The sequence below is a fragment of the Citricoccus sp. GCM10030269 genome, from assembly GCF_042665635.1.
Lineage (GTDB): Bacteria > Actinomycetota > Actinomycetes > Actinomycetales > Micrococcaceae > Citricoccus.
On record NZ_JBHTCV010000005.1, the window covers coordinates 205477 to 228360 of the forward strand.

The following is a 22884-nucleotide window of genomic DNA, read 5'->3' on the forward strand; positions in this document are numbered from 1 at the left end:
ACATGGGACGGCACAGTCACCGCGGTCCGGCTGCAGATGCGCAGCCGGATGACGCCGCACACCTGAGGTCCGCAGAGGAATGGGAGCAGGAGCCCGGGCCCCTTCTGCTCTGGCGCACTCGCATCGTCACGTCGGCTGTCCTGTTGCTGGCCGTGCTCGCCGGGGCGTGGTGGGTGGTCGGTTGGCTAACGTCTCCGGCCGGCCCCGGAGGGGAGACAGCTCCAGCAGCGGCTCCGGTTCTCGATTCCTCCGAACCGGCACCGCGCTCGGTGAGCCCGACGGCGGACCCGGCCGGTAGCGGCTCCGTCACCGTGCATGTGGCCGGTGAAGTGCGCGAGCCCGGCCTGGTTGAGTTGCCGGAGGGGTCTCGGGTGGCGGACGCCCTGCAGTCCGTCGGCGGCGCGACCGGTGAGGCTCAGTTGGACCGGCTGAATCTGGCGGCGCCGGCCACCGACGGCAGCCAGATCATGGTGCCCGGGCCGGACATCCCGGAGGCTCCAGCCGCGACACCGGCGCCTGGGGTGGCGGGAGCCGGGAAGGCGGGGGCTGACGGCGCGGCCACTGTCAATCTCAACACCGCCGACGTGACCGCACTGGAGGAGCTTCCCGGCATCGGTCCGGCGCTGGCCGGCCGCATTGTGGATCACCGCGAACAGGTCGGACCGTTCGGCTCGATGGAGGATCTGGACGCCGTGTCCGGGATCGGCCCGGCCATGATGGAACAGCTGGATGGACTGGTCGCCTGGTGACCGTGCGGGCCGAGGGCAGAGTCTCCGGGGCGGTCGACCTCCGGCTCCTGCCCGCGGCCCTCGCGACCGTGGCGACATGCCTGGCGGTTCAGGCGCTTCCGTATGCGATGGCGGTCCTGCTCCCGTGGGTGTTGGCCGGCGCCGCCGTCGTCTGCACCGCGCTCTTGGTGCGCTGGAACCGAACGGAATGGCCGTCCATGGTGATGGCCCTCTCGGCTTGTGCCCTGTGGATCGCGGCGGTGGCCGGCGTCCAGGCGGTGGGACACCGGGCTCCCGTGAACAGTTCCGGCTGGGAGGACGCCGTGGCCACGGATCAACCGGTGCGGCTGTCGGGGGAAACGACCGGCTCATCGACGCGGTCTGCCGGAGCCTTCGGGCCGAGCTGGCATCTGCCGGTGACCGTGGAGCGGTTCGGTCACCCCCTGGGGTCGGTCCCCGGCGGTGCGAGCGTGATCGTGTCCGGCGGCCGCCATTGGAGCGATCTGGATGCCGGTACGCCCCTCTGCTTCGTCGCGACGCTCGAGGCGCAGAACGATTCGGTGTTCGCCCGGGCGAAGACCGCTCCGGATACCGGCTCCTGCCCGAGCTCCACTGACGGTACCGCCGGGTCGAGCGGATCCACGGGCCGGGACCTGGTCCGCACGGCGGTTCGCGAGGCGGCCACCGGCTCGGTGGGCGACGCCCCACAACTGCTGCCGGGGTTGGTCCTGGGAGACCGCTCTGCCCAGGAACCGAACCTGGACGAGGCGATGAAGACGTCCGGACTGAGCCATCTCAGCGCCGTCAGCGGAGCGAACTGCACCCTCATCGCGGGGGCCGTCACCATGACCCTGCGGTCGTTCCGGATTCGACGCCCCGTGGTCTTGGCGACCGTTCTCGGAGTGCTGGTGATCTTCGTGATCGTGGTGGGCGCAGAACCGTCGGTCATCCGCGCCGCTGTGATGGGTGCACTGGGAGCCTGGGCCGTCTTCTTCGGCCGGGGCCGTCATGCCGTGCCGCTGCTGTTCCTCGCCGTGTGTGTGCTCCTGTGTTGGGAACCGGCCCTGGTCACCGAACCGGCATTTCAACTCTCCGTGGCCGCCACGTGCGGCATCGTCCTGGCGGCTCGGCCCGTGGAGCAATGGTTGACCGCTGCGTTACGGCACTGGATGCCCGGACCCGTGGCCGGAACCATCGGGGCGGCTCTGGCGGTCACGGTGTGCGCCCAGATCGCCTGCCAGCCGATCCTCGTGGGCATGACCGGGGATCTGAGTGCTTACTCGGTCCCGGCCAACCTGTTGGCGGCGCCGCTGGTCCCGTTCGTCACCGTTCCCGGAACGGCCGCGGCGGTGGTGGCTGTTCCGTTCCCCGGACTCGCGGCCGTGGTGTTCTGGGTGATCGGCTGGCCCGCCGCGGGGATCGGCTGGATCGCCACGGTGGTCTCACGCTGGCCCGGAGCAGTCCAACCGTGGCCGGAGGGGACCACCGGGGTGGTGCTCGTCTTTCTGCATCTGACGGCAGCCGTGGCCCTGCTGTGGCTCGTGCTGCGGTGGGAACGCACGCGGCCGGCCCGGGTCCGTCGGCTCGGGCAGTCCAACACCGGACGCACGACGTCGAATCCCCGCTTGCGCTGGAGCGTCACCGTCGCGTGGACGGTCATCTGTGCCGCTGCGGGCAGCCAGCTCGGCGTGGTCCTCGCTCCGCCGGCCGGTCCGGTGCCGGAGGACTGGTCGTTGGCCGCCTGCGACGTCGGACAGGGGGACATGGTGGCGCTGCGCACCGGTGATCGGTCGGCAATGGTGGTGGACACCGGGCCGGAGCCGGCCGACGCGAGGGCGTGCCTGGATCGACTCGGCGTGGATCGAGTCGATCTCTTGGTGCTGTCCCACCTGCATGCAGACCACACCGGGGGCGCCGCGGCGGTCGTCGACTGCTGCCGGCCGGCCGACATCCTGTACTCGACCGCCTCCGAGGGGACCGAGACCAGGGTTCCGGCGCTGAACGGAGCCCGGCAGCCGGCATCGGGGGAGACTGGCCGGGTGGGTGGGCAGCAGGTAGGTGGGAAACAAGAGCGCGACCGGCCGGCGCCGGGCTGGTGGGTGAACTGGACCGTGCTGGATGCCGACCACTCCGCGGCCTCGGAGAACGACGCCTCGATGCAGATGCTGGCCACCGTGCACACCCCGCAGGGCGAGTACTCGGTACTGCTCACCGGCGATCTGGAGGAGGACGCCGCCCGGTCTCTGCTTCAGCAGGGGGTCTACCCGGACTCCGTGGATGTTCTCAAGGTCGCTCATCACGGGGCCAGCAACGGTGGCGCCGACGTGATCCGAGCCGTGGATCCGGCGCTGTCCGTGGTCGGCGTCGGGGAGGACAATACGTACGGACACCCGCATCCGGCGATCATCGGCGAACTCGAACGCCACGGTCCAGTGGTGCGCACGGACCTACACGGGACCACGGTGCTGTCGCTGCGGAAGGGAGAGCTGGTGCCGACGATGGCCGGATCCCGCCGGTAGGATGAGACGCATGCCCGCCTCGAGTCGTTCCCGCCGTCCCACGCGTTCCGGGGCGGACTGGCGCACCGTCAAGCCGGCCCGGCTCATGCTCCTCAAAGGGCCCGAGGACTTCATCGCCACCCGTGTCACCGATCGGGTGCGGACCGTCCTGCGCGAACAGGATCCGGGGCTGGAGGTGCACCGCCTGGAGGCCGGAGAGTACGAGGCCGGCCAACTGTCCATGCTCGCCAGCCCGTCGCTGTTCGGAGAGGCCAAGATCCTGCAGATCGACGGGCTGCAGGAGATGACCGAGGCCTTCCTCGTCGACTGCCTGGACTACGTTCGTGCCCCCGCCGACGACGTCACGCTGATCTTGCGTCACACCGGCGGCAATCGCGGCAAGAAGTTGCTGGACGCCGTCACGGAGGCCGGTGTCCTGGTCGAGTGTCAGCCCATTTCCTCCGAGGCGGACAAGACCGACTTCGTCGTCGGGGAGTTCCGGTCCCGAGGCCGCTCCATCGACCCGGAAGCAGTCCGTTCGCTGCTGGACGCGGCCGGAGGTTCGCTGGCCGATCTGGCCGCGGCTTGCCAACAGCTCGCCGAGGACACTGAGGGAACCGTGACCACCGAGATGGTGGACCGCTACTACGGCGGCCGCGTAGAGGCGACGGCGTTCAAGGTCGCCGATGCCGCCATCGAAGGACGGGCCGGACCGGCGACGGCCCTGCTCCGGCACGCTCTGGCCACGGGGGTCTCCGCTCCGGCCATCACCGGTGCCCTGGCCCTGAAGACCCGCCAGATCGCCCGCATCGTGGACGCCCGCATCGGTCAGGGACAACTGGCCGGAGTGCTCGGTATGGCCCCGTGGCAGGCACGGAGGGTGTCGGAGACGGTGCGGTTCTGGAACCCGGCGACCATCGCCGCCGCCATCGAGTGGGTGGCTCAGGCCGACGCCGAGGCCAAGGGACAGGCCAAGGACGCCGACTATGCCGTCGAGAAGGCCGTCACCCGCATCGCCCTCGCTGCTCGCCGGTGACCGTCACCAGACATCTTCTCCAGACACACCGAAGCCCCCGTCCGTGAAGGGACGGGGGCTTCGCTGATCACCCGCGAGGTGCGGCGTTCAGCCGCAGATCAGGCGTTGACGCTCTGAAGGCGCTTGGCGATACCGGACTTGCGGTTAGCAGCCTGGTTCTTGTGGATGACGCCCTTGCTGGCCGCCTTGTCCAGCTTCTTGCTGGCCAGGGCGACGGCGGACGAAGCTGCGGCCTGATCGCCGGCGGCGATGGCCTTGTCCACAGCGCGGATAGCGGTACGCAGTTCGGACTTCACGGCGACGTTACGCAGACGCGCCTTCTCGTTGGTCAGGATGCGCTTCTTCTGGGACTTGATGTTTGCCAAGGAACGGTCTTTCTGTTGTCTTCTGACGTGGTCGGTGAGGGATAATCCCGGTTCCGGCGACTGAGCGGCGTGGGGATACCTGGTTGAGCCGTTCCGGGAGTGCCCGTCGACCTGCGCGGACACACAGCTATACAGCTTATCACGGGCCGCCGGACACCGCCGCTGCCCAGGAAACGTGGAAGAATGGACGATCAGCCCCGAGTACTGCCGAGTTGAAGGAAGATGCCCGTGTCGCCCAAGGCGAGCCATGCCCCGGTGCCCGCCGCCACCGATCCGTCGGTGATCCGGAATTTCTGCATCATCGCGCACATCGACCACGGCAAGTCGACGCTGGCAGACCGCATGCTGCAGTCGACCGGCGTCGTCCAGCCTCGGGATATGAAGGCCCAGTACTTGGACCGGATGGACATCGAGCGCGAGCGCGGCATCACCATCAAGTCCCAGGCCGTTCGGATGCCCTGGGCGGTCGAGGACGAGACCGGGACGTCCGCCACCTACGCCCTGAACATGATCGACACTCCGGGGCACGTCGACTTCACTTACGAGGTCTCCCGCTCACTGGCCGCCTGTGAGGGCGCCATCCTGCTGGTCGATGCGGCCCAGGGCATCGAGGCGCAGACCCTGGCCAATCTGTATCTGGCCATGGAGCACGAACTGGCGATCATCCCGGTGCTGAACAAGATCGACCTACCCTCGGCCGAACCGGACAAGTACGCCGCGGAGATCGCCGGGTTGATCGGTTGCGATCCGCAGGATGTACTGCGGGTCTCCGGCAAGACCGGGGTGGGGGTCGAAGAGCTGCTGGATCAGGTGGTCAAGGCGGTCCCGCCACCAGAGGGCGACGCGCAGGGCCCGGCCCGAGCGATGATCTTCGACTCCGTCTATGACACCTATCGCGGCGTGGTGACCTATGTCCGCGTGGTGGACGGCAAACTGTCTCCGCGCGAGAAGATCACCATGATGTCCACCGGGGCCACTCACGAACTGCTCGAGATCGGGGTCTCGTCGCCCGAGCCCATCCCGTCCAAGGGCCTGGCCGTCGGCGAGGTCGGGTACCTCATCACCGGCGTGAAGGACGTGCGCCAGTCGAAGGTCGGTGACACCGTGACCGGGGCCGCGCAGCCGGCTGCGGAACGCATCGGCGGCTATGCCGATCCCAAGCCGATGGTCTTCTCCGGCCTGTACCCCATCGACGGCTCCGACTATCCCGTCCTGCGTGACGCCCTCGACAAGCTCAAGCTCAATGACGCCGCCCTGACCTACGAGCCGGAGACCTCCGTGGCCCTCGGCTTCGGATTCCGCGTGGGCTTCCTCGGCCTGCTGCACCTGGAGATCATCCGCGAACGGCTTGAGCGGGAGTTCAACCTGGATCTGATCTCCACGGCGCCCAACGTGGTCTACGAGGTCACGCGGGAGGACCAGTCGGTGGTCACGGTGACGAATCCCTCCGAGTTCCCGGAGGGCAAGATCCGGGAGGTGCGCGAGCCGATGGCCTCGGCCACCGTGATCGTGCCCAGCGAGTTCATCGGTGCGGTCATGGAACTGTGCCAGGGCAAACGCGGACAGATGAAGGGCATGGACTACCTCTCCGAGGAGCGGGTGGAGATCCGCTACTGGATTCCCCTGGCCGAGATCGTCTTCGACTTCTTCGATCTGCTCAAGTCCCGCACCAAGGGCTACGCCTCCCTGGAGTGGAAGGCCGACGGGGACCAGTCCGCCGACCTGGTCAAGGTCGACATCCTGCTGCAGGGCGAGCAGGTGGACGCGTTCAGTGCCATCACCCACAAGGACACGGCCTACGCCTACGGCGTCAAGATGACCAGCAAGCTCAAGGAACTGATTCCGCGGCAGCAGTACGAGGTGCCGATCCAGGCGGCCATCGGTTCGCGCATCATCGCCCGTGAGAACATCCGGGCCATCCGCAAGGACGTGCTCTCGAAATGCTACGGCGGTGACATCTCCCGGAAGCGCAAGCTCTTGGAGAAGCAGAAGGAGGGCAAGAAGCGCATGAAGATGGTCGGCCGGGTCGAGGTCCCGCAAGAGGCCTTCATCGCCGCGCTCTCCTCGGACGGGGCCGGCTCCGAGTCCGGCGCCAAGAAATAGCGCGGCTGTTCCAGCAGTGCCTTCCACTCTTCCTCTCGGTGATCCCGCGCCCGACGACGGCCGCTTCCCCGACGACGTCGCCCACCGGGTTCGCGCCGCGGCCGAGGCCGGCCGCCCCCGAACCTTCAGCCTGTACGTGCACGTGCCGTTCTGCACCGTGCGCTGCGGTTATTGCGACTTCAACACCTATAGCGCCGAAGACCTGGGTCCCGGGGCGTCCCGAAGCTCTTACGCGGACACCGTCTCCGGAGAGCTCGAGTTCGCGGCCCAGGCCCTGACCGCCTCGGATGTGCCTCCGCGCACTCTGGAGACCGTATTCTTCGGCGGCGGCACCCCCACGTTGCTGCCCGCGTCGGACCTGGTGAGCATCCTCGACCGGGCCCGGGAGCTGTTCGGTGTCACGCCCGGCGCGGAGATCACCACCGAGGCGAACCCGGACTCGGTGACGGCCGACTCGCTGCGGGAACTCGCACACGGCGGGTTCACCCGCGTCTCCTTCGGCATGCAGTCGGCGGTGCCCCACGTGCTGGCCACGCTGGAGCGCACACACCGCCAGGAGAACGTGCCCGCCGCCGTCGGGTGGGCCCGCGAGGCCGGACTGGAGGTCTCTCTGGATCTGATCTACGGCACGCCGGGGGAGTCGCTGGCGGACTGGCAGAGCACCGTTGAGGCGGCCGTGGCCCTGGAGCCGGACCACATCTCGGCGTACTCGCTCATCGTGGAGGACGGCACGAAGTTCGGTGCGGCCGTCAAACGTGGGTCCGTGGCCGACGTCGACCCGGATGATCAGGCCGACAAGTACCTGCTGGCGGAGCGGCTGCTGTCCGAGGCCGGATACCGCTGGTACGAGATCTCGAATTGGGCGCGTGACCCCGAGGGCACCGGAGCACATCGGGCCCGGCACAACATGGCCTATTGGCGGGACCAGGACTGGTGGGGTGCCGGCCCCGGGGCGCACTCCCACCTGGCCGGGGTGCGGTTCTGGAACGCCAAGCACCCCGCCGCTTACGCGCAGCGGCTGGCCACGGGCGTGTCACCGTCCGTGGGGCGAGAGGAGCCCGACGCCGAGGCGCGGTTCCTCGAACGCGTCATGCTGGGTGTCCGGCTCGCCGAGGGGCTGGAGATCTCCGCCCTGGAGGAATCGGCGCCCGACGGCGGTGCGCACGCCAAGCGCGAGATCGCCGCGATGATCGCGGAGGGACTGCTGGACGGTCGCGCCGCCGTGACCGGCAGAGTGGTGCCGACGCTGCAGGGCCGGCTGCTCGACGACGCCATTGTGCGGCGGTTGGCGGGCTTCTGAGCAGGCGGTTCTGAGCGAACTACTGAATCAGGCGCAGGTTGATCGGGTACCGGTACGGGCGGCCCTTGTTGCACTGGATGCCGGCAGCCACGCCGGAGACGGTCATGAACAGCCAGATGAGCATGGCGACGATGCCGAAGATGCCGCCGATGATCGGAATCAGCGCGAGGAGATTGGCCACGATGGCCAGCACGGTCGGCGGCAGCGTGAAGTTCAGGGCCTCTTTGGCCTCCTGAGCCGTGAAGGGGCCGCGATGACGGAAGACCAGGTAGATGATCAGCGAGGGGATGCATGCCAGGACGCCCCCGAAATGCGCCAGTGTGGCCCATTGGCGGTCCTCAGCGGGGGTCAGCGGTTCGGCTTGGGCCGGTGAGCCCTGCAAGTGCTGGTCACGCTGGGAGGCAGCGGACGGACGCTGGCGGTGTGGTCCGCCGGGATGCTGCTGGGACACGTCCATGGCCTTTCCGGATCGCTGCTCATGCTGTACTGCTCATGCTGTACTGCTCAGATGCTGTTGATCGACACTCTACCGCCGGGGGCGAGGTGAACGGCGCACCTCAGTCGCTGGTGGCCGTGAGGAAGTCGATGACTTCCTCGACCCGGCCCAGCAGTGCCGGTTCCAGATCGGCGTAGGTCCTGACGTAGGAAAGAATCCTCTTCCAGCCCAGCCCGACGTCCTCCTTGGTGCGATGCGGCCACCCCAGTCCCTTGAGGATCCCGGTCTTCCAATCCTGACCTTTGGGAACCACGGGCCAAGCCTCGATGCCCAGCACCGCCGGCTTGATGACCTGCCAGACGTCCACGTAGGGGTGGCCGACGATCAGCACGTCGCCCCTGGCCCCGGGCACCTTCAGGGCCTCGCGGGCGATGCGCTCCTCCTTGGAACCGCTGACGAGGTGGTCCACCAGAATCCCGAGCCGGCGCCGTGGGCCGGGGGAGAAGTCGGTGATCGCGCCGGCCAGGTCGTCCACGCCGTGCAACGGCTCGACCACGATGCCCTCCAGCCGTAGGTCCTCACCCCAGACCTTCTCGATCAACTCGGCGTCATGGACGCCCTCGACCCAGATGCGGGAGGCGCGAGCGGTGCGGGCCCGCGCGTTCTCCACGCGCACAGAGCCCGACGCCGTCCGGGCCGGACGCGAGCCGCCGTCGCCGGGCGTCGAGGCGGGGCTGGGGGCCACGACTTTCACCGGGGCGCCGTCCACGAGAAACCCATAGCCCAGCGGGAATGACCTGGCCCGGCCGTTGTGACCCTCGAGGACCACCAGGTGAACGCCGCCGGACTTCTCGACCCGGAGCACGGCGCCGGTGAATCCGGTCTCGGTGTCCTCCAGGACGGTCCCCGGGTCGGCGGGGACCTCGGTGACGGTGCGGGCGGCAGGGCGGAAACCGCCGTCGAGGGTGCCCGGGCCCCAGCTGTTCCAATCCACGAGAGCCGACGCTAGCAACGAGCACGGGCGATTCGGTGGACCGGCTCGCGCTGAGCTGCGCTGGGCTGCACTGGGCTGCACTGGGGCGGATTGGACGCGCGTACTAGACTTGGCACTTGACAGTGTCGAGTGCTAAGCCGAAATGAGGATGGGAAGGGTGAGATGAGCGAACATCCGCGCCGCATGCAGGTCCTCCAGGCCATCGTGGACGACTACGTCGCCTTGCGTGAGCCCGTCGGCTCCAAGGCCCTGGTGGATCGCCATCAGCTGGGCGTCTCGTCGGCCACCGTGCGCAATGACATGGCCGCTCTCGAAGAAGAGGGCCTCATCGTCGCGCCCCACACCTCCTCTGGGCGCATCCCCACGGATAAGGGTTACCGCGTCTTCGTGGACCAGATTTCCGAGGTCAAGCCGCTGTCCGCGGCCGAGAAGCGTGCCGTGCAGACGCTGTTGGAATCGACCGGTGATTTCGACGAGATGATGTCCAACACCGTGCGGCTGCTGGCGCAGTTGACCAATCAGGTCGCCGTCCTGCAATTCCCACACGTGGACTCCTCGACCATCCGGCATATCGAGTTCGTCTCCCTGGCGCCGAACCGGGCGCTTGTGGTGGTGATCTTCTCCACCGGTCAGGTCGACCAGCGGGCCTTCGGTCTGGACCTCGACCCGGGCGAGTCCACGGAAGCCCCCCTGACCGCGTTGAAGCAATTGTTCCTGCGTCACCTGGACGGTCTGACGCCGGCGCAGGCGGCGGACGGTCTCCGGCTGGCCCTGGATGCGGTGCCGCCGGAGGACCGAGCACTGGCCGAAGCCTTCGCGGGACAACTGGACCATTTGCTGGCCGCCCGTCGAGAAGACAGAATCATCATGGCCGGTACGGCCAACCTGGCCCGGTCCACCGGCGACTTCCCCTTCTCGATCGGCCCCATCCTCGAAGCGCTTGAGGAACAGGTCGTGTTGTTGCGTCTGTTGACCGAGATGGAGCAGGATGTGCGGGGCCTCAGTGTGCGCATCGGCTCCGAGAACACCGGTTCCCTGTCCGAGACCTCGGTGATCGCCGCCGGATACGGGCCCGGTTCCGGCGCCAAACTCGGAATCGTGGGGCCGACGCGCATGGACTATCCCGGCACCATGACCGCCGTGCGTGCCATCGCCCGTTATCTGTCCAGGATCTTGTCGCAATAGCGGCGGGACGGCCCGACCGTCCAGAACGAGCTTCACCACCATCCCCATCCGGAAGGAACACCGCAGACCGTGGCTGACCATTACGAGGTACTCGGCGTGGGCCGGGACGCCTCCGCCGAGGAGATCAAGCGCGCCTACCGCAAGTTGGCCCGCAAGTTCCACCCCGACGTGAACCCCGCGCCGGACGCCGCCGATCAGTTCAAGAGCGTCACCCGGGCCTACGAGGTCCTCTCGGACCCCGAGAAGCGGCGCAATTACGACGCCACGGGCCACGAGAACGGCACCGGTGGCATGGGCGGCGGCTTCGGCGGCGCCGACTTCGGCGGTTTCCAGGACATCTTCGAGACGTTCTTCGGCGCCGGTGGATCCGGTGGCATGGGTGGCGGTCCGACCGGACGGGCTCGCCGCGGCCAGGACGCCCTCATCACCGCCAGCATCGATCTCCGGGACGCCGTCTTCGGTACCGAGAAGACGCTCGAGGTGGACACTGCCGTGGTGTGCCCCACGTGTGACGGCTCCTGCTGCCAGCCCGGGACCCAGCCGGAGACCTGCACTATCTGCAACGGCCAGGGTGCCGTCCGGCGTCCCGTGCGCTCCATCCTCGGCACCGTCATGGCCGCCGAAACCTGCTCGGCCTGCCAGGGCTTCGGAACGGTCATTCCGGATCCCTGCCGCGAGTGCTCGGGCCAGGGCCGGATCCGTGAGCGCACCTCGCTGACCATCAAGATCCCGGCCGGCGTCGCCACCGGCACCCGCATCCAGCTCGCCGGCCGCGGTGAGGCCGGCCCGGGCGGCGGTCCCCACGCGGACCTGTACGTCGAGATCGAGGTGCGCCAGCACGACGTCTTCGTACGGGACGGTGATCATCTGCTGGCCACCATGAGCGTCCCGATGACAGCGGCGGCCCTCGGCACCACCCTCACGCTGGACACCTTCGACGGCGAGCAGGAGGTCCCGGTCAAGGCCGGTACCCAGTCCGGCGAGGTGCAGACGCTCAAAGGTCTGGGTGTCGGCCGGCTGCGGAGCAACGGACGCGGTGACCTCAAAGTCACGCTCCGGGTCGAGACCCCCACCCGGCTCGACGACGAGCAGAGGCAATTGCTGGAACAGCTCGCCACGGTGCGCGGTGAAGACCGCGTGCACGGCACCACTGAGCAGCGGGGCCTGTTCTCGAAGCTGCGGGACAACCTCAAGAACCTGTGAGCGATCCCGTCTTCTACGCCGCCGAGGGCGACCTGCAGCACGTGACGGCCGGCGCCGTCGTCGTGCTGACCGGTTCCGAGGCCCGCCACGCTGCCCAGGTGATGCGCCTGGGACCGGGCGAGCGGGTCGACGTGGCGGACGGGACCGGCCGGAGGGTGTCCGGGTCGGTGCTCTCCGCCGCTCCGGACCGGCTGGAGGTGACGGCCGAGAGCGTCGTGGACGAGCCGGTGCCCTCGCCCGAACTGGTCCTGGTCCAGGCCCTGGCCAAGGGCGACCGGGATGTGCTGGCGATCCAGACGGCGACCGAGCTCGGCATCGACGCCGTCCATCCCTGGCAGGCCGAACGGTCCATCGTGCGGTGGAAGGCGGAGAAGGCGGCCAAAGCGATCGCCAAGTGGGACGCCGCCCTGGTGGCCGCCGCCAAACAGTCGCGCCGGGCGCGGATTCCGCACACCCGGTCGGTGTTCTCCGGCACCGGGGTGGCCGACGTCGCCGCCTCCGGCACCGTGGTGCTGGTGCTGCATGAAGACGCCGAGACCTCACTGGAAACGGCTCTGAGGGAGGCTGAGCACGCGCGGCAGATCGAGCGCATCGTCCTGGTGGTCGGCCCCGAGGGCGGCATCAGTCCGGCCGAGATCGACGCGCTGGTCCAGGCCGGGGGAGTGCCCTGTGTGCTCGGACCGCATGTGCTGCGCTCGTCGACGGCGGGGCCGGCGGCGGTGGCGGTCATCCAGCAACTGCTGGGCCGGTTCGGCACGCGGTCGTAGACTGGACTCAGACATCACATCCCAGCACAGGAGCTGAGCCACCACCCTTGAGCCTTCCCACCGAACCCGCCCACGAGCAGATCACCATTTCGTTCGCCTCAGCCGAGGACATGGTGCGCACCTTCGGCACGCAGGACCTGTTGTTGCGCGTCCTGGAAGGGCTGTATCCGGCACTGACCGTCGCCGTGCGCGGTGAGGAGCTGGATGTCTCCGGCCCTGCGGCAGACGTGGGGCAGGCTCAGCAGGTCATCGAGGACCTGCACGGGCTCGCCCGTCGCGGCACCTCGATCACGCCCGAAGTCATCGAGCAGGTCACCACGCTGGTTCGCGGTGGCTCCGGCGCCCGATCCTCCGGGTTGCTGTCCGCCTCCTTCCTCTCCAGCCGCGGCCGCAAGATCCGGCCCAAGACGGTCAACCAGCAGGCCTATGTGGAGAGCATCGACCAGAACACCATCACCTTCGGTCTGGGGCCGGCCGGCACGGGCAAGACCTACCTGGCCATGGCGAAGGCCGTGCAGGCGCTGCAGGCCAAAGAGGTGAACCGGATCATCCTGACCCGGCCCGCCGTGGAGGCCGGGGAACGCCTCGGCTATCTCCCGGGCACCCTCAGCGAAAAGATCGACCCGTATCTGCGCCCGTTGTACGACGCGCTGCACGACATGGTGGAGCCGGAGTCGATTCCGCGACTGATGGCCGATGGCACCATCGAGGTGGCGCCGCTGGCCTATATGCGCGGACGCACGCTCAATGACGCCTTCATCATTCTGGACGAGGCCCAGAACACCACGGGGGAGCAGATGAAGATGTTCCTCACCCGTCTCGGCTTCAGCTCGCACATGGTCGTCACCGGTGACACCAGCCAGGTCGACCTGCCGCGCGGCACCGGCTCCGGCCTGGACCAGGCGGTCTCCGTGCTCGAGGGGCTGAACGACATCGCCGTGATCCGGCTGCAGTCCGTGGACGTGGTCCGCCACCGCTTGGTGAGTCGGATCGTCGATGCCTATGAGGAACACGATCATGGCGGTTGAGATCCTGAACGAGTCCGGCACCGCCGTGGAGGAGGACATCCTCCTGAAGCTGGCCCGCCACGTCTTGACGGCACTGCACCTCCATCCCGGCGCCGAGTTGTCCGTGATCTGCGTGGACGAGGCCGCGATGGAGCAGCTCCACCTGGAGTGGATGGATCTTCCGGGCGCCACCGACGTCATGAGCTTTCCCATGGACGAACTCCGTCCCGGCACCGCCGAGTCCTCGAGCCCGGAAGGAGTGCTGGGGGATGTGGTCATCTGCCCTCAGGTCGCCGCCATCCAGGCCAAGCGGGGTGGGCACTCCACCACTGACGAGATGTCGCTGTTGCTGACCCACGGGCTGTTGCACCTAGTGGGCTTCGATCACGACGAACCGGACGAGAAGGCCGAGATGTTCGCCCTGCAGCACCAGCTGCTCAGTGACTTCCTCGGCCGGCCCGCTCCGAAGCCCACCGAAGACTGATGGCCCGAGAGAACCTGAGAGCACCGTGACCCCGCTCATCTTGGCCGTCCTGCTGGCGGCACTGTTGTTCCTCGCCTGGACCTTGGGCGTCGCTGAGACGTCCCTGGGCTACCTCTCCCGCAAGGAGGCCGAGGGCATCGCCCTGCGCCGGCCCCGCAGCCCGATCCTCACGGTCATGGCGCGGCTGCCGGAGCACCTGCACGCCCTGCGCTTCTGGCGGCTCTTTGCCGAGACGGCCGCCGCCGTGGCCGGGACCCTGTTCGTGGACTCCCTGATCGGCGTCATCTGGATCACCGGACTGGTCTCCGTGGCGCTGATGGGATTGATGGTCCTGCTGCTGGTCGTCATCTCTCCACGCCAGGTGGGGAGCCGTCATGATGTGGCCGCCGCTCAGCGGACGGCCGGACTGGTGCGCTTCCTCACCGCCGTACTCGGCCCCCTGCCGGCTCGCGTGGCCGCGCCGGGTCCCCGTTCGGAGGACGAGGAGGAAGAAGCCGCAGAAATCGAGGAGCGGCACTTCCGGGAGTTCGTCGCTCGCGCCAACGACGCCGATGTCCTGGAGGACGCCGAGGCCGAGCTCATCCAATCCGTGTTCGACATGGGCGACACACTCGTGCGTGCGGTGATGGTGCCGCGGACCGACGTCGTCACGGTGGACACCGGCACCTCCCTGGAGGACGCCATGAACCTCTTCCTGCGGTCCGGATGTTCTCGCATCCCGTTGATCGGGGACAACGCGGACGAGGTCTTCGGAATGGTCTATCTCAAGGACGTGGCCCGTGCGCTGCACAGCAGCGCCTCCGACCCGGCCGTGGATCCCACCACCCCGGTCGACTCGGTGGCCCGGGACGTACGTTTCGTGCCGGGCTCCAAACCGGTGTCCGTGCTGCTGCAGGAGCTGCAGCGCGAGTCCACACACGTGGCGATCGTCGTCGACGAATACGGCGGGACGGCCGGTCTCGTCACCCTGGAGGACCTGATCGAGGAGATCGTCGGGGAGATATCCGACGAGTACGACCGTCAGGACCGCCCGGAGATCGAACCGCTCGACGACGGCTCGTTCAGTGTGGACGCGAGGATGAGCATCGATGATTTCGCCGAGACCTTCGGACTGGATCTCGATGACGAAGAGGACATCGACACGGTCGGCGGGCTGCTGGCCAAGACCCTCGGCCGGGTCCCGATCCAGGGTTCGCACGTCACCGTCCAGGGCGTCGAGCTGACGGCCGAATCCCTGCAGGGCCGTCGCAACCGCGTCGGCCGGCTGACCGTGCGCAGCTCCTCCGGCCAGCCGTCACCGGCGCAGGTGCCCGCCGTTTCCACACCGTCGTCACCGCCCGCCCCAGCACCCCGGGAGATCCCCTGATGAGCCTGTTCGATCCATCCACTGTTCCAGCGGACTTCCGAGCCGGGTTCGTCTCCCTGGTCGGCCGGCCCAACGCCGGCAAGTCCACCCTGACCAACGCTCTGGTGGGGGAGAAGGTCGCCATCACCTCCTCCAAGCCCCAGACCACCCGGCACACCATCCGGGGCATCGTGCACCGGGAGAACTTCCAGCTCATCCTGGTGGATACACCGGGACTGCACCGGCCGCGCACGTTGCTGGGGCAGCGACTCAACGATCTGGTCACCGAGACCCTGGGTGAGGTCGACGCCGTCGGGTTCTGCCTGCCGGCGGACGAGAAGATCGGACCGGGTGACCGGTTCATCGCGGGCCAACTGGCCCTGCTGAACCGCACCCCGGTCGTCGCGCTGGTCACCAAGACGGACAAGGTCGGGCCGGAACAGGTCGCCGCCCAACTGATGGCCGTCACCGCGCTCGGTGACGAGGTGCTCGGGCCGGAGAACGGCGGCACCGGCTTCGCGGCCGTCATCCCCGTCTCGGCAGTCCAGGGTTACCAGGTCGACGAGGCAGCGAAGGTGCTCGCCGAGCCGCTGCCGCAGTCGCCCCCGCTGTACCCGGACGGGGAACTGACCGACGAGCCCGAGCTGACGACGGTCGCCGAGCTGATCCGGGAGGCCGCGCTCGAAGGGGTCCGGGATGAGCTGCCCCATTCCGTAGCGGTGGTCGTGGAGGAGATGAACCCCCGTGAGGGCCGACCGGAGGACCAGCCGCTGTTGGACATCTACGCCAACGTGTTCGTCGAGCGGGACAGTCAGAAGTCCATCATCATCGGCAAGGGCGGGAGCCGGCTCAAGGCCATCGGCATGCAGGCGCGGACCTCCATCGAGAAGCTGCTGGGGACGCCCGTCTACCTCGACCTGCGGGTCAAGGTCGCCAAGGAATGGCAGCGCGATCCGAAGCAACTGGGCCGGCTGGGGTTTTGAGGACTTCGGGGATTCGCGTTCCCGAACGCCGGTCCGGGCGGTGCTACGCTGAAAATATGCGCGATCGACTGGAACGTGCCGGGCTCACCCCGGAGGCCATTGCGGGGCTACTACTAGGCCGCCGCAACGGGTCAGAGTCGTCGGTCGTGGCGCCCGCCACGCGCTGACGCGCCGGGAGGGTTCGTTCACACTCCCGGCCGGGCCGGAACCCCGTTGCGGAGGCGTTTCCACGGCCCAACTCCAGCCAGACCACTCCGGCTCCGAAACCCTGACGATGCCGGAACCACGAAAGGCAGGCGTCCAGCCCCATGCGCAATCAGCAAAAGCCCTCCGGAATGAAGTTCAGCAAGTACACCCCCTTCCAGGACCAGATCGACGTGCGACTTCCGGACCGCACCTGGCCCGACCGCGTCATCACCGAAGCGCCCCGGTGGTGCGCCGTGGATCTCCGCGACGGCAACCAGGCCCTGATCGACCCGATGGGGCCAGACCGCAAGATGCGGATGTTCGATCTGCTCGTCTCCATGGGTTACAAGGAGATCGAGGTGGGCTTTCCGTCCGCCTCGCAGACGGACTTCGACTTCGTGCGGCAGCTGATCACCCAGGACCGCATCCCCGAGGACGTCACCATTCAGGTCCTCACGCAGTCCCGCGAGCACTTGATCGAGCGCACCTACGAGGCGCTCGAGGGTTGCCACCGGGCGATCGTGCACCTGTACAACTCCACCTCCGTGCTGCAGCGCCGGGTGGTGTTCCGGGAGGATCAGGACGGCATCGTGGACATCGCGACCACCGGCGCGCGTCTCTGCCGCAAGTACGAGGAGCAACTGACCGGCACGGAGATCGTGTACCAGTACTCTCCCGAGTCCTTCACCGGAACCGAGCTGGACTTCGCGGCCCGCATCTCCAATGAGGTCGCCGAGATCTTGGAGGCCTCCACCGACCGGCAGATGATCCTCAACCTGCCGGCCACGGTGGAGATGATCACTCCGAATGTGTACGCGGACTCGATCGAGTGGATGCACCGCAATATCGCCCATCGTGAGGGCATCATTCTCTCGCTGCACCCGCACAATGACCGCGGAACCGGCGTGGCCGCGGCGGAGCTGGGGCTGATGGCCGGCGCCGACCGCATCGAGGGGTGCCTGTTCGGCAACGGCGAGCGGACCGGCAACGTCGACCTCGTCACGCTCGGCATGAATCTGTACAGCCAGGGAATCGATCCGATGATCGACTTCTCCGATATGGACGAGGTCCGCCGCACCGTGGAGTACTGCAACCAGCTCCGCGTGGCGGAACGGGTGCCCTACGGCGGCGACCTGGTCTTCACCGCCTTCTCGGGCTCTCACCAGGACGCCATCAAGAAGGGCTTCGCAGCCATGGACGCCGATGCCGCGGCGGCCGGCACCGACCGGGACGGCATTCCCTGGGCCGTGCCCTATCTGCCGATCGACCCGCAGGACATCGGCCGCTCCTACGAGGCCGTGATCCGGGTGAACTCGCAGTCCGGCAAGGGGGGTGTGGCCTACCTGCTGCAGAGCGAGCACAATCTCGACCTGCCGCGTCGGGCCCAGATCGAGTTCTCCCACGTCATCCAGAAGATGGTCGACGGCCAGGGCGGCGAAGTCACGGGCGATCAGCTGTGGCAGGTGTTCCGGGACGAGTACCTGCCAGCCGACGACGGCCAGGCGCGCTGGGGCCGTTACCGGTTGGGCCACGTGAGCTCGGAGACCGCCGAGGACGGCAGTTTCACGATGACGGCCGAGGCGGAGGTGGACGGAGACAAGACCGAGCGCACCGCGACGGCCAACGGACCGATCGCCGCCCTGGTGAAGATCCTCGCCGAGGACGGTCTCGACATCCGGGTCCTGGACTATTCGGAGCATGCCCTGTCCGAGGGCGGTTCGGCCATGGCCGCCGCGTATGTCGAGTGCGCCGTCGGCGACCGCATTCTGTGGGGCGTCGGGCTGGACTTCAACACGACGATGGCCTCACTGAAGGCCGTAATCTCCGCCGTCAACCGGGCCCTTCGCGACGACGAAGAGTTGGCCGGGGCCTCGAGCACCGTGTCCGGAGCCTGATGGCCGGTTCGGGTGGCAGGGGCGGTGCGGGCTATGCGGCCAATAGCTACCGCACCGACGCCCTGGTCCTGCGCACCTACAAGCTCGGTGAGGCCGACCGCATCATCGTGCTGTTGACCCCCGGCCGCGGCCAGTTGCGGGCCGTGGCCAAGGGGGTGCGGCGGACGTCGTCCAAATTCGGCGCCACCCTGGAACCCTTCATGCTGTCTCGACTCCAGCTCGTGCACGGACGCAACCTGGACATCATCACCCAGGCCGAGTCCATCACCCCGTACGGACAGGCCATCGCCGCGGACTATGACGCCTACGCCGCCGCCTCGGCCATGGTGGAGACGGCCGAGCGCCTGACCCTGGCTGAGGTCGCCGAGTCGGGGGCTGACTCGCTTGGGGAGGCGGGACGGGAGGGCACGAGCCAGTACCGGCTGCTCCACGGGGCGTTGGCTGCCCTCGCGCGGCACGCGCACGCGCCGCGGCTGCTGCTCAGCTCCTACCTGTTGCGGGCGCTGGCCACCGCGGGCTGGGCTCCCAGTTTCACCGACTGTGCCCGGTGCGGAGCCCCCGGCCCGCATCCGTCGATCAGTGTCGCGCTGGGCGGCAGTGTCTGTCCTGACTGCCGTCCCCCCGGAGCCTCGACGCCGGCCCCGGAGAGCATCGCACTGCTGGCCGCCCTGCTGACGGGAGACTGGGACGTGGCCGAAGCGGCCGCCGAACCGGCTCGGCGAGAGGCGGCCGGTATCGTGTCCGGGTACCTCCAGTTCCACCTGGAACGCCATTTGAAGTCCCTCTCCGTGATGGATCAGCACCCCTGAGGACCCGCATGCCCGCCACTCCGTCATCCCAGCGGCTCTCGCCGCGAGAGCCGTTTCCGCATCCCTCCGGTGCGCAGCCGCCACAGATCGACCCGCGGTTCATCCCGCGCCACGTGGCGATCGTCATGGACGGCAACGGCCGTTGGGCCAATCAGCGTGGCCTGCCGCGCACCGAGGGGCACCGGGCGGGGGAGGCGGCACTGCTGGACGTCATGGCCGGTGCGGTGCAGCTCGGCATCGAGCACGTGTCCGTGTACGCCTTCTCCACCGAGAACTGGAAGCGCTCTCCGGACGAGGTGCGCTTCCTGATGGGCTTCTCCCGTGACGTGCTGCGCCGCCAGCGAGACACCCTCGACTCCTGGGGAGTCAGGATCCGATGGAACGGCCGCCGGCCGAGGTTGTGGCGGTCCGTGGTGAACGAGCTCGAGATCGCGGAGGAGCAGACCCAAGGCAACACTCGGTGTCAGCTGACCATGTGCGTGAACTACGGCTCCCGGGCCGAGATCACCGACGCCGTCCAGTCGATCGCCCGCGAGGTCGAGGCAGGCCGGCTGAATCCGTCGAGCATCCGCGAGGACACCATCGCCCGCCACCTGGACGAGCCGGACGTGCCCGACGTCGATCTCTTCCTGAGGACCTCCGGTGAGCAGCGGCTCTCGAACTTCCTGCTGTGGCAGGCCGCGTACGCCGAGCTGTTGTTCCTGGACACCCTGTGGCCTGACGTCGACCGCACCACCCTGTGGGACGCCGTCGAGGTTTATGCCCGGCGTGACCGCCGGTACGGGGGTGCGGTGGACCGATCTGCCGACGGCGCTGAAGGCGCCGCCCCGTAGGCGTTCAGCCACGTGAACATCTCCTCGGCCGCGGCCTCACGGATGCTCCGTGGGGACGCCATGACATCGTGCAGGGCGCCGGAGTGCCGCACCACGGTGACGTGGCGACCCAGCCGGGTGGCCCGCTGAGCCAGAACCTCGACGTCCAGGATGATGTCGGCACTCAGGAGGGCCTCGCTCCATTTGTGGGCGGCGAACACCGACCGGTCGGAGAGCATCACGTGGACGGGCTCCTGCAGGCCCAGGCCCTCGGCCACCTTCGCGTGGCCGGCCATCACCCCCAGCAGCCAACCACCGGGCACACCGAAGGCATACCGGGGCCGCCAGAGCGGATGCAGCTCCCATTCCCCGTCCGCCAGCGCAGACAGAGACCGCCAGTAATGGTCGATGCGCGGCAAGCGGAGAAAGCGCTTCGGATACAGCCGCACCACGGGATCCAGGACGGCCGAGGCCATCAGCCGCACCCAGCTGGACCCCTGCATCTCCAGCCAGGGGCTGTTCAGCACCAGTGCGCGGGCCTGGCCCGGATGCCGTGACGCCCAGAGTGACACGGTGAGGCCGCCGGTCGAATGGCCCATCAGCACGGGAGCGTGTGGGTGGTCCCGGGCGATGATGCGCAGGGCCTGTCCGATCTCGTCGTCGTAGACCTCCAGACCGGAGACCCACCCCGGCGTCTGGCCCGGCCGCAGCGACCGCCCGTACTTGCGGAGGTCGAGGGCGTGGAACGCGTAACCGCGCTCCTCGAACAGCCGCGCCAGGGGAGCGTTGTAGAAGTAGTCGGACCACCCGTGGACATACAGCACCGGAATGCGCGACGCCGGCCCGGCCCCGGCGGGGTCCGCCCGGACCAGGGTGGCGACGTTCGGACCTTCCTCGTCGACCTCGAGGGGGATGGTCAGGCGTTCGAATCCGGGGAGGATGTCCGGAACCCACCGTCCCGGGGGCGAGTCCTCCAGCAGCCGGGCCTGCGAGGGCTCCTCCGGCACGTCCGACATGAACGTCAGCCTACGACATGGTTCGATAGTCCCATGCCCACCTCGTCGCCTCGTTCAGTTCGTCTTTATCCCGCGTTCTTCCAGGCGGTGTTCTCGGGAATGGACGCCGAGCGGGCCCACCACATCGGGTTCTCCATGATCCGCGCGGCGGAGGCCAGCGGGGCGTCCACGGCTCTGCGCCTGGCCACCCGCCCGTCGAAGGCTCTGGCCACACGGGTCATGGGCCTGGACTTTCCCTCTCCTTTCGGCCTGGCCGCCGGGTTCGACAAGCAGGGCGTGGGGACGGCGGCCTTGGCGGATCTCGGTTTCGGCCACATCGAGGTGGGAACCATCACCGGCCAGGCCCAGCCCGGCAATCCCGCGCCGCGGTTGTTCCGGCTCGTCGAGGACCGTGCCCTGATCAACCGCATGGGGTTCAACAACGATGGCGCGGTGAGTCTCGCTCCGCGGTTGAAGGCCACGCGGAAGAAGCTCACGTCTCGTTTCGGCCGACGTCGTCCCGTGCTCGGTGTCAACATCGGCAAGACCAAGGCCGTGCCGCTAGAAGAGGCCACCTCCGACTATCTCGCCTCGACGTCCGCCCTGGCGGTCCACGCCGATTATCTGGCCGTCAACGTCTCGTCACCGAACACACCGGGGCTACGCCAACTGCAGGACATCGAGGCCCTGGGGCCGTTGCTGGCCGCCGTGCGCACGGAGGCTGACCGCTCCACCGGGCGCCACGTGCCGCTGACCGTCAAGATCGCGCCGGACCTGGCCGATGAGGACATCGACGCCGTCGCCGCTATGGCGGTGGAGCTGGGTCTGGACGGGGTGATCGCCACGAACACCACCGTTGCTCGCGAGGGACTGCGTACCCCGGCCGACGAGGTCGCGTCCTTGGGCGCCGGCGGACTGTCCGGTGCCCCCCTGCGCGATCGGTCGCTGGCGGTGTTGGCGCGATTGCGCGGAGCGCTGCCGGAGTCGGTCGCCGTCATCTCGGTGGGGGGAGTCACCACGGGAGCCGACGTGCGCCAGCGTCTTGAGCTGGGCGCCGACCTGGTGCAGGGCTACACGGCATTCCTGTACGAGGGGCCGTTCTGGGCGGCCCGGATCAACCGTGACCTCGCGGGGGTCAGCGCAGGGATCAGCTCGGGAACTGTCCGCGCTTGACCTGGGGCTTGGGCAGGCGGAGCCGGCGCAACTGCATGGCACGCATGACGCCGTACCAGCGCACACCCTTCTCGACCTCGCCGAACTTCTCGGTCAGCTTGCTCTTGAGGCGGAACGAGAGCAGCAGCCCCTCGCCGACCACCAGGAGCACCACAGCCCAGAGTGAGTAGGTCAACCACATCGCCAGCGTGGCGTTGGGCAGGAACGCGAGGAAGACGTAGACCAGCACCAACACCATCAGCCACTCGCCCAGCCCGATCCGGGCGTCCACGTAGTCACGGACGAACCGTTTCTGGGGGCCGCGGTCACGCAACGGCATGTGGCGCTCATCGCCGGTCTCCATGGCGATGCGCATCTTCTGACGTTCGGCGGCCTCCGCCTGTCGCGATGCCTGCCGGGCCGCTTTGCGGTCGTCCGGGACCAAGGGGCGACGGCGTGCGGCCTCGCGCTCGGCACGGGTCGGCGTCGGGCCCTTCTTGGGGTGACGGCGCGGGGACTCCTCCACAGGCTCGATGACGGGCGTCGCCACTGCGGCGGAGTTCTCGGAGGTCTTCTTGCGTCCAAACACCCGCTCATTCTA

21 protein-coding genes are annotated in these 22884 nt (G+C 68.4%); 16 read left to right on the forward strand and 5 right to left on the reverse strand.

Annotation, left to right across the window (positions count from 1 at the left end):
* Positions 1-2 precede the first annotated feature (2 nt).
* The 3 genes from ACFQQD_RS08075 to holA are packed head-to-tail and all read left to right on the forward strand — an operon-like array spanning position 3 to position 4262.
* Positions 3-749 (forward strand): helix-hairpin-helix domain-containing protein, encoded by a 747-nt coding sequence (locus ACFQQD_RS08075; protein ID WP_378088116.1) that lies wholly within the window; start codon positions 3-5, stop codon positions 747-749.
* The gene (locus ACFQQD_RS08080; RefSeq protein WP_378088118.1) at positions 746-3247 is read left to right on the forward strand and encodes a ComEC/Rec2 family competence protein; all 2502 of its coding nucleotides are present in this window, start codon (positions 746-748) and stop codon (positions 3245-3247) included. The genes ACFQQD_RS08075 and ACFQQD_RS08080 overlap by 4 nt, the downstream gene beginning before the upstream one ends.
* Positions 3248-3257: 10 nt before the next feature.
* Complete coding sequence (gene holA, locus ACFQQD_RS08085) at positions 3258-4262, forward strand: DNA polymerase III subunit delta (protein WP_378088120.1); 1005 nt, start codon at positions 3258-3260, stop codon at positions 4260-4262.
* 98 nt (positions 4263-4360) lie between these two features.
* On the opposite strand, the gene rpsT is transcribed toward holA, so the two are convergent.
* Entirely contained in the window at positions 4361-4627 is a 267-nt protein-coding gene (rpsT, locus tag ACFQQD_RS08090) for a 30S ribosomal protein S20 (RefSeq protein ID WP_378088122.1), read from the reverse strand.
* A gap of 228 nt (positions 4628-4855) precedes the next feature.
* Here rpsT and lepA point away from each other — a divergent pair, with 228 nt between their 5' ends.
* Positions 4856-6730, forward strand: coding sequence for a translation elongation factor 4 (lepA, locus tag ACFQQD_RS08095; RefSeq protein WP_378088124.1), 1875 nt, complete (start codon positions 4856-4858; stop codon positions 6728-6730).
* Between the two features lie 16 nt (positions 6731-6746).
* Positions 6747-8030: a radical SAM family heme chaperone HemW gene (gene hemW, locus ACFQQD_RS08100; RefSeq protein WP_378088126.1), complete on the forward strand. Its 1284-nt coding sequence runs from the start codon at positions 6747-6749 to the stop codon at positions 8028-8030.
* A 19-nt stretch (positions 8031-8049) separates the two neighbouring features.
* Here hemW and ACFQQD_RS08105 read toward each other — a convergent pair whose 3' ends face one another.
* Entirely contained in the window at positions 8050-8487 is a 438-nt protein-coding gene (locus ACFQQD_RS08105) for a DUF4870 domain-containing protein (protein ID WP_378088128.1), read from the reverse strand.
* Positions 8488-8587: 100 nt separating this feature from the next.
* Positions 8588-9460, reverse strand: a complete 873-nt coding sequence (locus ACFQQD_RS08110) for a DUF3097 family protein (RefSeq protein ID WP_378088130.1) — start codon at positions 9458-9460, stop codon at positions 8588-8590.
* 162 nt (positions 9461-9622) lie between these two features.
* Between ACFQQD_RS08110 and hrcA the strand changes: the two genes are divergently transcribed.
* The 10 genes from hrcA (at position 9623) to ACFQQD_RS08160 (ending at position 20157) form a co-directional block, all read left to right on the forward strand.
* Positions 9623-10645 carry a heat-inducible transcriptional repressor HrcA gene (gene hrcA / locus ACFQQD_RS08115; RefSeq protein WP_378088132.1) on the forward strand — a complete coding sequence of 341 codons (1023 nt, stop codon included), beginning with the start codon at positions 9623-9625 and terminating at the stop codon, positions 10643-10645.
* 69 nt (positions 10646-10714) lie between these two features.
* A complete protein-coding gene (gene dnaJ / locus ACFQQD_RS08120; RefSeq protein WP_378088134.1) occupies positions 10715-11848 on the forward strand; it encodes a molecular chaperone DnaJ in 1134 nt (377 codons plus the stop codon).
* A complete protein-coding gene (locus tag ACFQQD_RS08125) occupies positions 11845-12615 on the forward strand; it encodes a 16S rRNA (uracil(1498)-N(3))-methyltransferase (RefSeq protein WP_378088136.1) in 771 nt (256 codons plus the stop codon). The genes dnaJ and ACFQQD_RS08125 overlap by 4 nt, the downstream gene beginning before the upstream one ends.
* Positions 12616-12662: 47 nt before the next feature.
* Positions 12663-13643: a PhoH family protein gene (locus tag ACFQQD_RS08130; protein WP_378088138.1), complete on the forward strand. Its 981-nt coding sequence runs from the start codon at positions 12663-12665 to the stop codon at positions 13641-13643.
* Entirely contained in the window at positions 13633-14106 is a 474-nt protein-coding gene (gene ybeY, locus ACFQQD_RS08135) for an rRNA maturation RNase YbeY (RefSeq protein WP_378088140.1), read from the forward strand. Before ACFQQD_RS08130 ends, ybeY begins: the two co-directional genes overlap by 11 nt.
* 25 nt (positions 14107-14131) lie before the next feature.
* Positions 14132-15472 (forward strand): hemolysin family protein, encoded by a 1341-nt coding sequence (locus ACFQQD_RS08140; RefSeq protein ID WP_378088142.1) that lies wholly within the window; start codon positions 14132-14134, stop codon positions 15470-15472.
* The gene (gene era / locus ACFQQD_RS08145) at positions 15472-16434 is read left to right on the forward strand and encodes a GTPase Era (protein ID WP_378088144.1); all 963 of its coding nucleotides are present in this window, start codon (positions 15472-15474) and stop codon (positions 16432-16434) included. Before ACFQQD_RS08140 ends, era begins: the two co-directional genes overlap by 1 nt.
* A 308-nt stretch (positions 16435-16742) precedes the next feature.
* Positions 16743-18515, forward strand: a complete 1773-nt coding sequence (gene leuA, locus ACFQQD_RS08150; protein ID WP_378088146.1) for a 2-isopropylmalate synthase — start codon at positions 16743-16745, stop codon at positions 18513-18515.
* Positions 18515-19324 (forward strand): DNA repair protein RecO, encoded by an 810-nt coding sequence (recO, locus tag ACFQQD_RS08155; protein ID WP_378088148.1) that lies wholly within the window; start codon positions 18515-18517, stop codon positions 19322-19324. The genes leuA and recO overlap by 1 nt, the downstream gene beginning before the upstream one ends.
* Before the next feature lie 8 nt (positions 19325-19332).
* Positions 19333-20157 (forward strand): isoprenyl transferase, encoded by an 825-nt coding sequence (locus ACFQQD_RS08160; protein ID WP_378088150.1) that lies wholly within the window; start codon positions 19333-19335, stop codon positions 20155-20157.
* Here the strand turns inward: ACFQQD_RS08160 and ACFQQD_RS08165 are convergent.
* Positions 20082-21152, reverse strand: coding sequence for an alpha/beta hydrolase (locus ACFQQD_RS08165; RefSeq protein ID WP_378088152.1), 1071 nt, complete (start codon positions 21150-21152; stop codon positions 20082-20084). The genes ACFQQD_RS08160 and ACFQQD_RS08165 overlap by 76 nt on opposite strands.
* A gap of 33 nt (positions 21153-21185) precedes the next feature.
* Here ACFQQD_RS08165 and ACFQQD_RS08170 point away from each other — a divergent pair, with 33 nt between their 5' ends.
* The gene (locus ACFQQD_RS08170) at positions 21186-22304 is read left to right on the forward strand and encodes a quinone-dependent dihydroorotate dehydrogenase (RefSeq protein WP_378088154.1); all 1119 of its coding nucleotides are present in this window, start codon (positions 21186-21188) and stop codon (positions 22302-22304) included.
* Here ACFQQD_RS08170 and ACFQQD_RS08175 read toward each other — a convergent pair.
* Positions 22279-22872 (reverse strand): DUF3043 domain-containing protein, encoded by a 594-nt coding sequence (locus tag ACFQQD_RS08175; protein WP_378088156.1) that lies wholly within the window; start codon positions 22870-22872, stop codon positions 22279-22281. The two genes, ACFQQD_RS08170 and ACFQQD_RS08175, sit on opposite strands and share 26 nt — an antisense overlap.
* Positions 22873-22884: the final 12 nt, after the last annotated feature.

What these genes read in the sequence shown, in the direction of transcription:
- ACFQQD_RS08075 (WP_378088116.1), top strand. Translation starts at nt 3, where the DNA reads ATGGGACGGCACAGTCACCGCGGTCCGGCTGCAGATGCGCAGCCGGAT.
- holA (WP_378088120.1), top strand. Translation starts at nt 3,258, where the DNA reads ATGCCCGCCTCGAGTCGTTCCCGCCGTCCCACGCGTTCCGGGGCGGAC.
- ACFQQD_RS08105 (WP_378088128.1), bottom strand. Translation starts at nt 8,487, where the DNA reads ATGGACGTGTCCCAGCAGCATCCCGGCGGACCACACCGCCAGCGTCCG.
- hrcA (WP_378088132.1), top strand. Translation starts at nt 9,623, where the DNA reads ATGAGCGAACATCCGCGCCGCATGCAGGTCCTCCAGGCCATCGTGGAC.
- ybeY (WP_378088140.1), top strand. Translation starts at nt 13,633, where the DNA reads ATGGCGGTTGAGATCCTGAACGAGTCCGGCACCGCCGTGGAGGAGGAC.
- era (WP_378088144.1), top strand. Translation starts at nt 15,472, where the DNA reads ATGAGCCTGTTCGATCCATCCACTGTTCCAGCGGACTTCCGAGCCGGG.
- leuA (WP_378088146.1), top strand. Translation starts at nt 16,743, where the DNA reads ATGCGCAATCAGCAAAAGCCCTCCGGAATGAAGTTCAGCAAGTACACC.
- recO (WP_378088148.1), top strand. Translation starts at nt 18,515, where the DNA reads ATGGCCGGTTCGGGTGGCAGGGGCGGTGCGGGCTATGCGGCCAATAGC.
- ACFQQD_RS08160 (WP_378088150.1), top strand. Translation starts at nt 19,333, where the DNA reads ATGCCCGCCACTCCGTCATCCCAGCGGCTCTCGCCGCGAGAGCCGTTT.
- ACFQQD_RS08165 (WP_378088152.1), bottom strand. Translation starts at nt 21,152, where the DNA reads ATGTCGGACGTGCCGGAGGAGCCCTCGCAGGCCCGGCTGCTGGAGGAC.
- ACFQQD_RS08170 (WP_378088154.1), top strand. Translation starts at nt 21,186, where the DNA reads ATGCCCACCTCGTCGCCTCGTTCAGTTCGTCTTTATCCCGCGTTCTTC.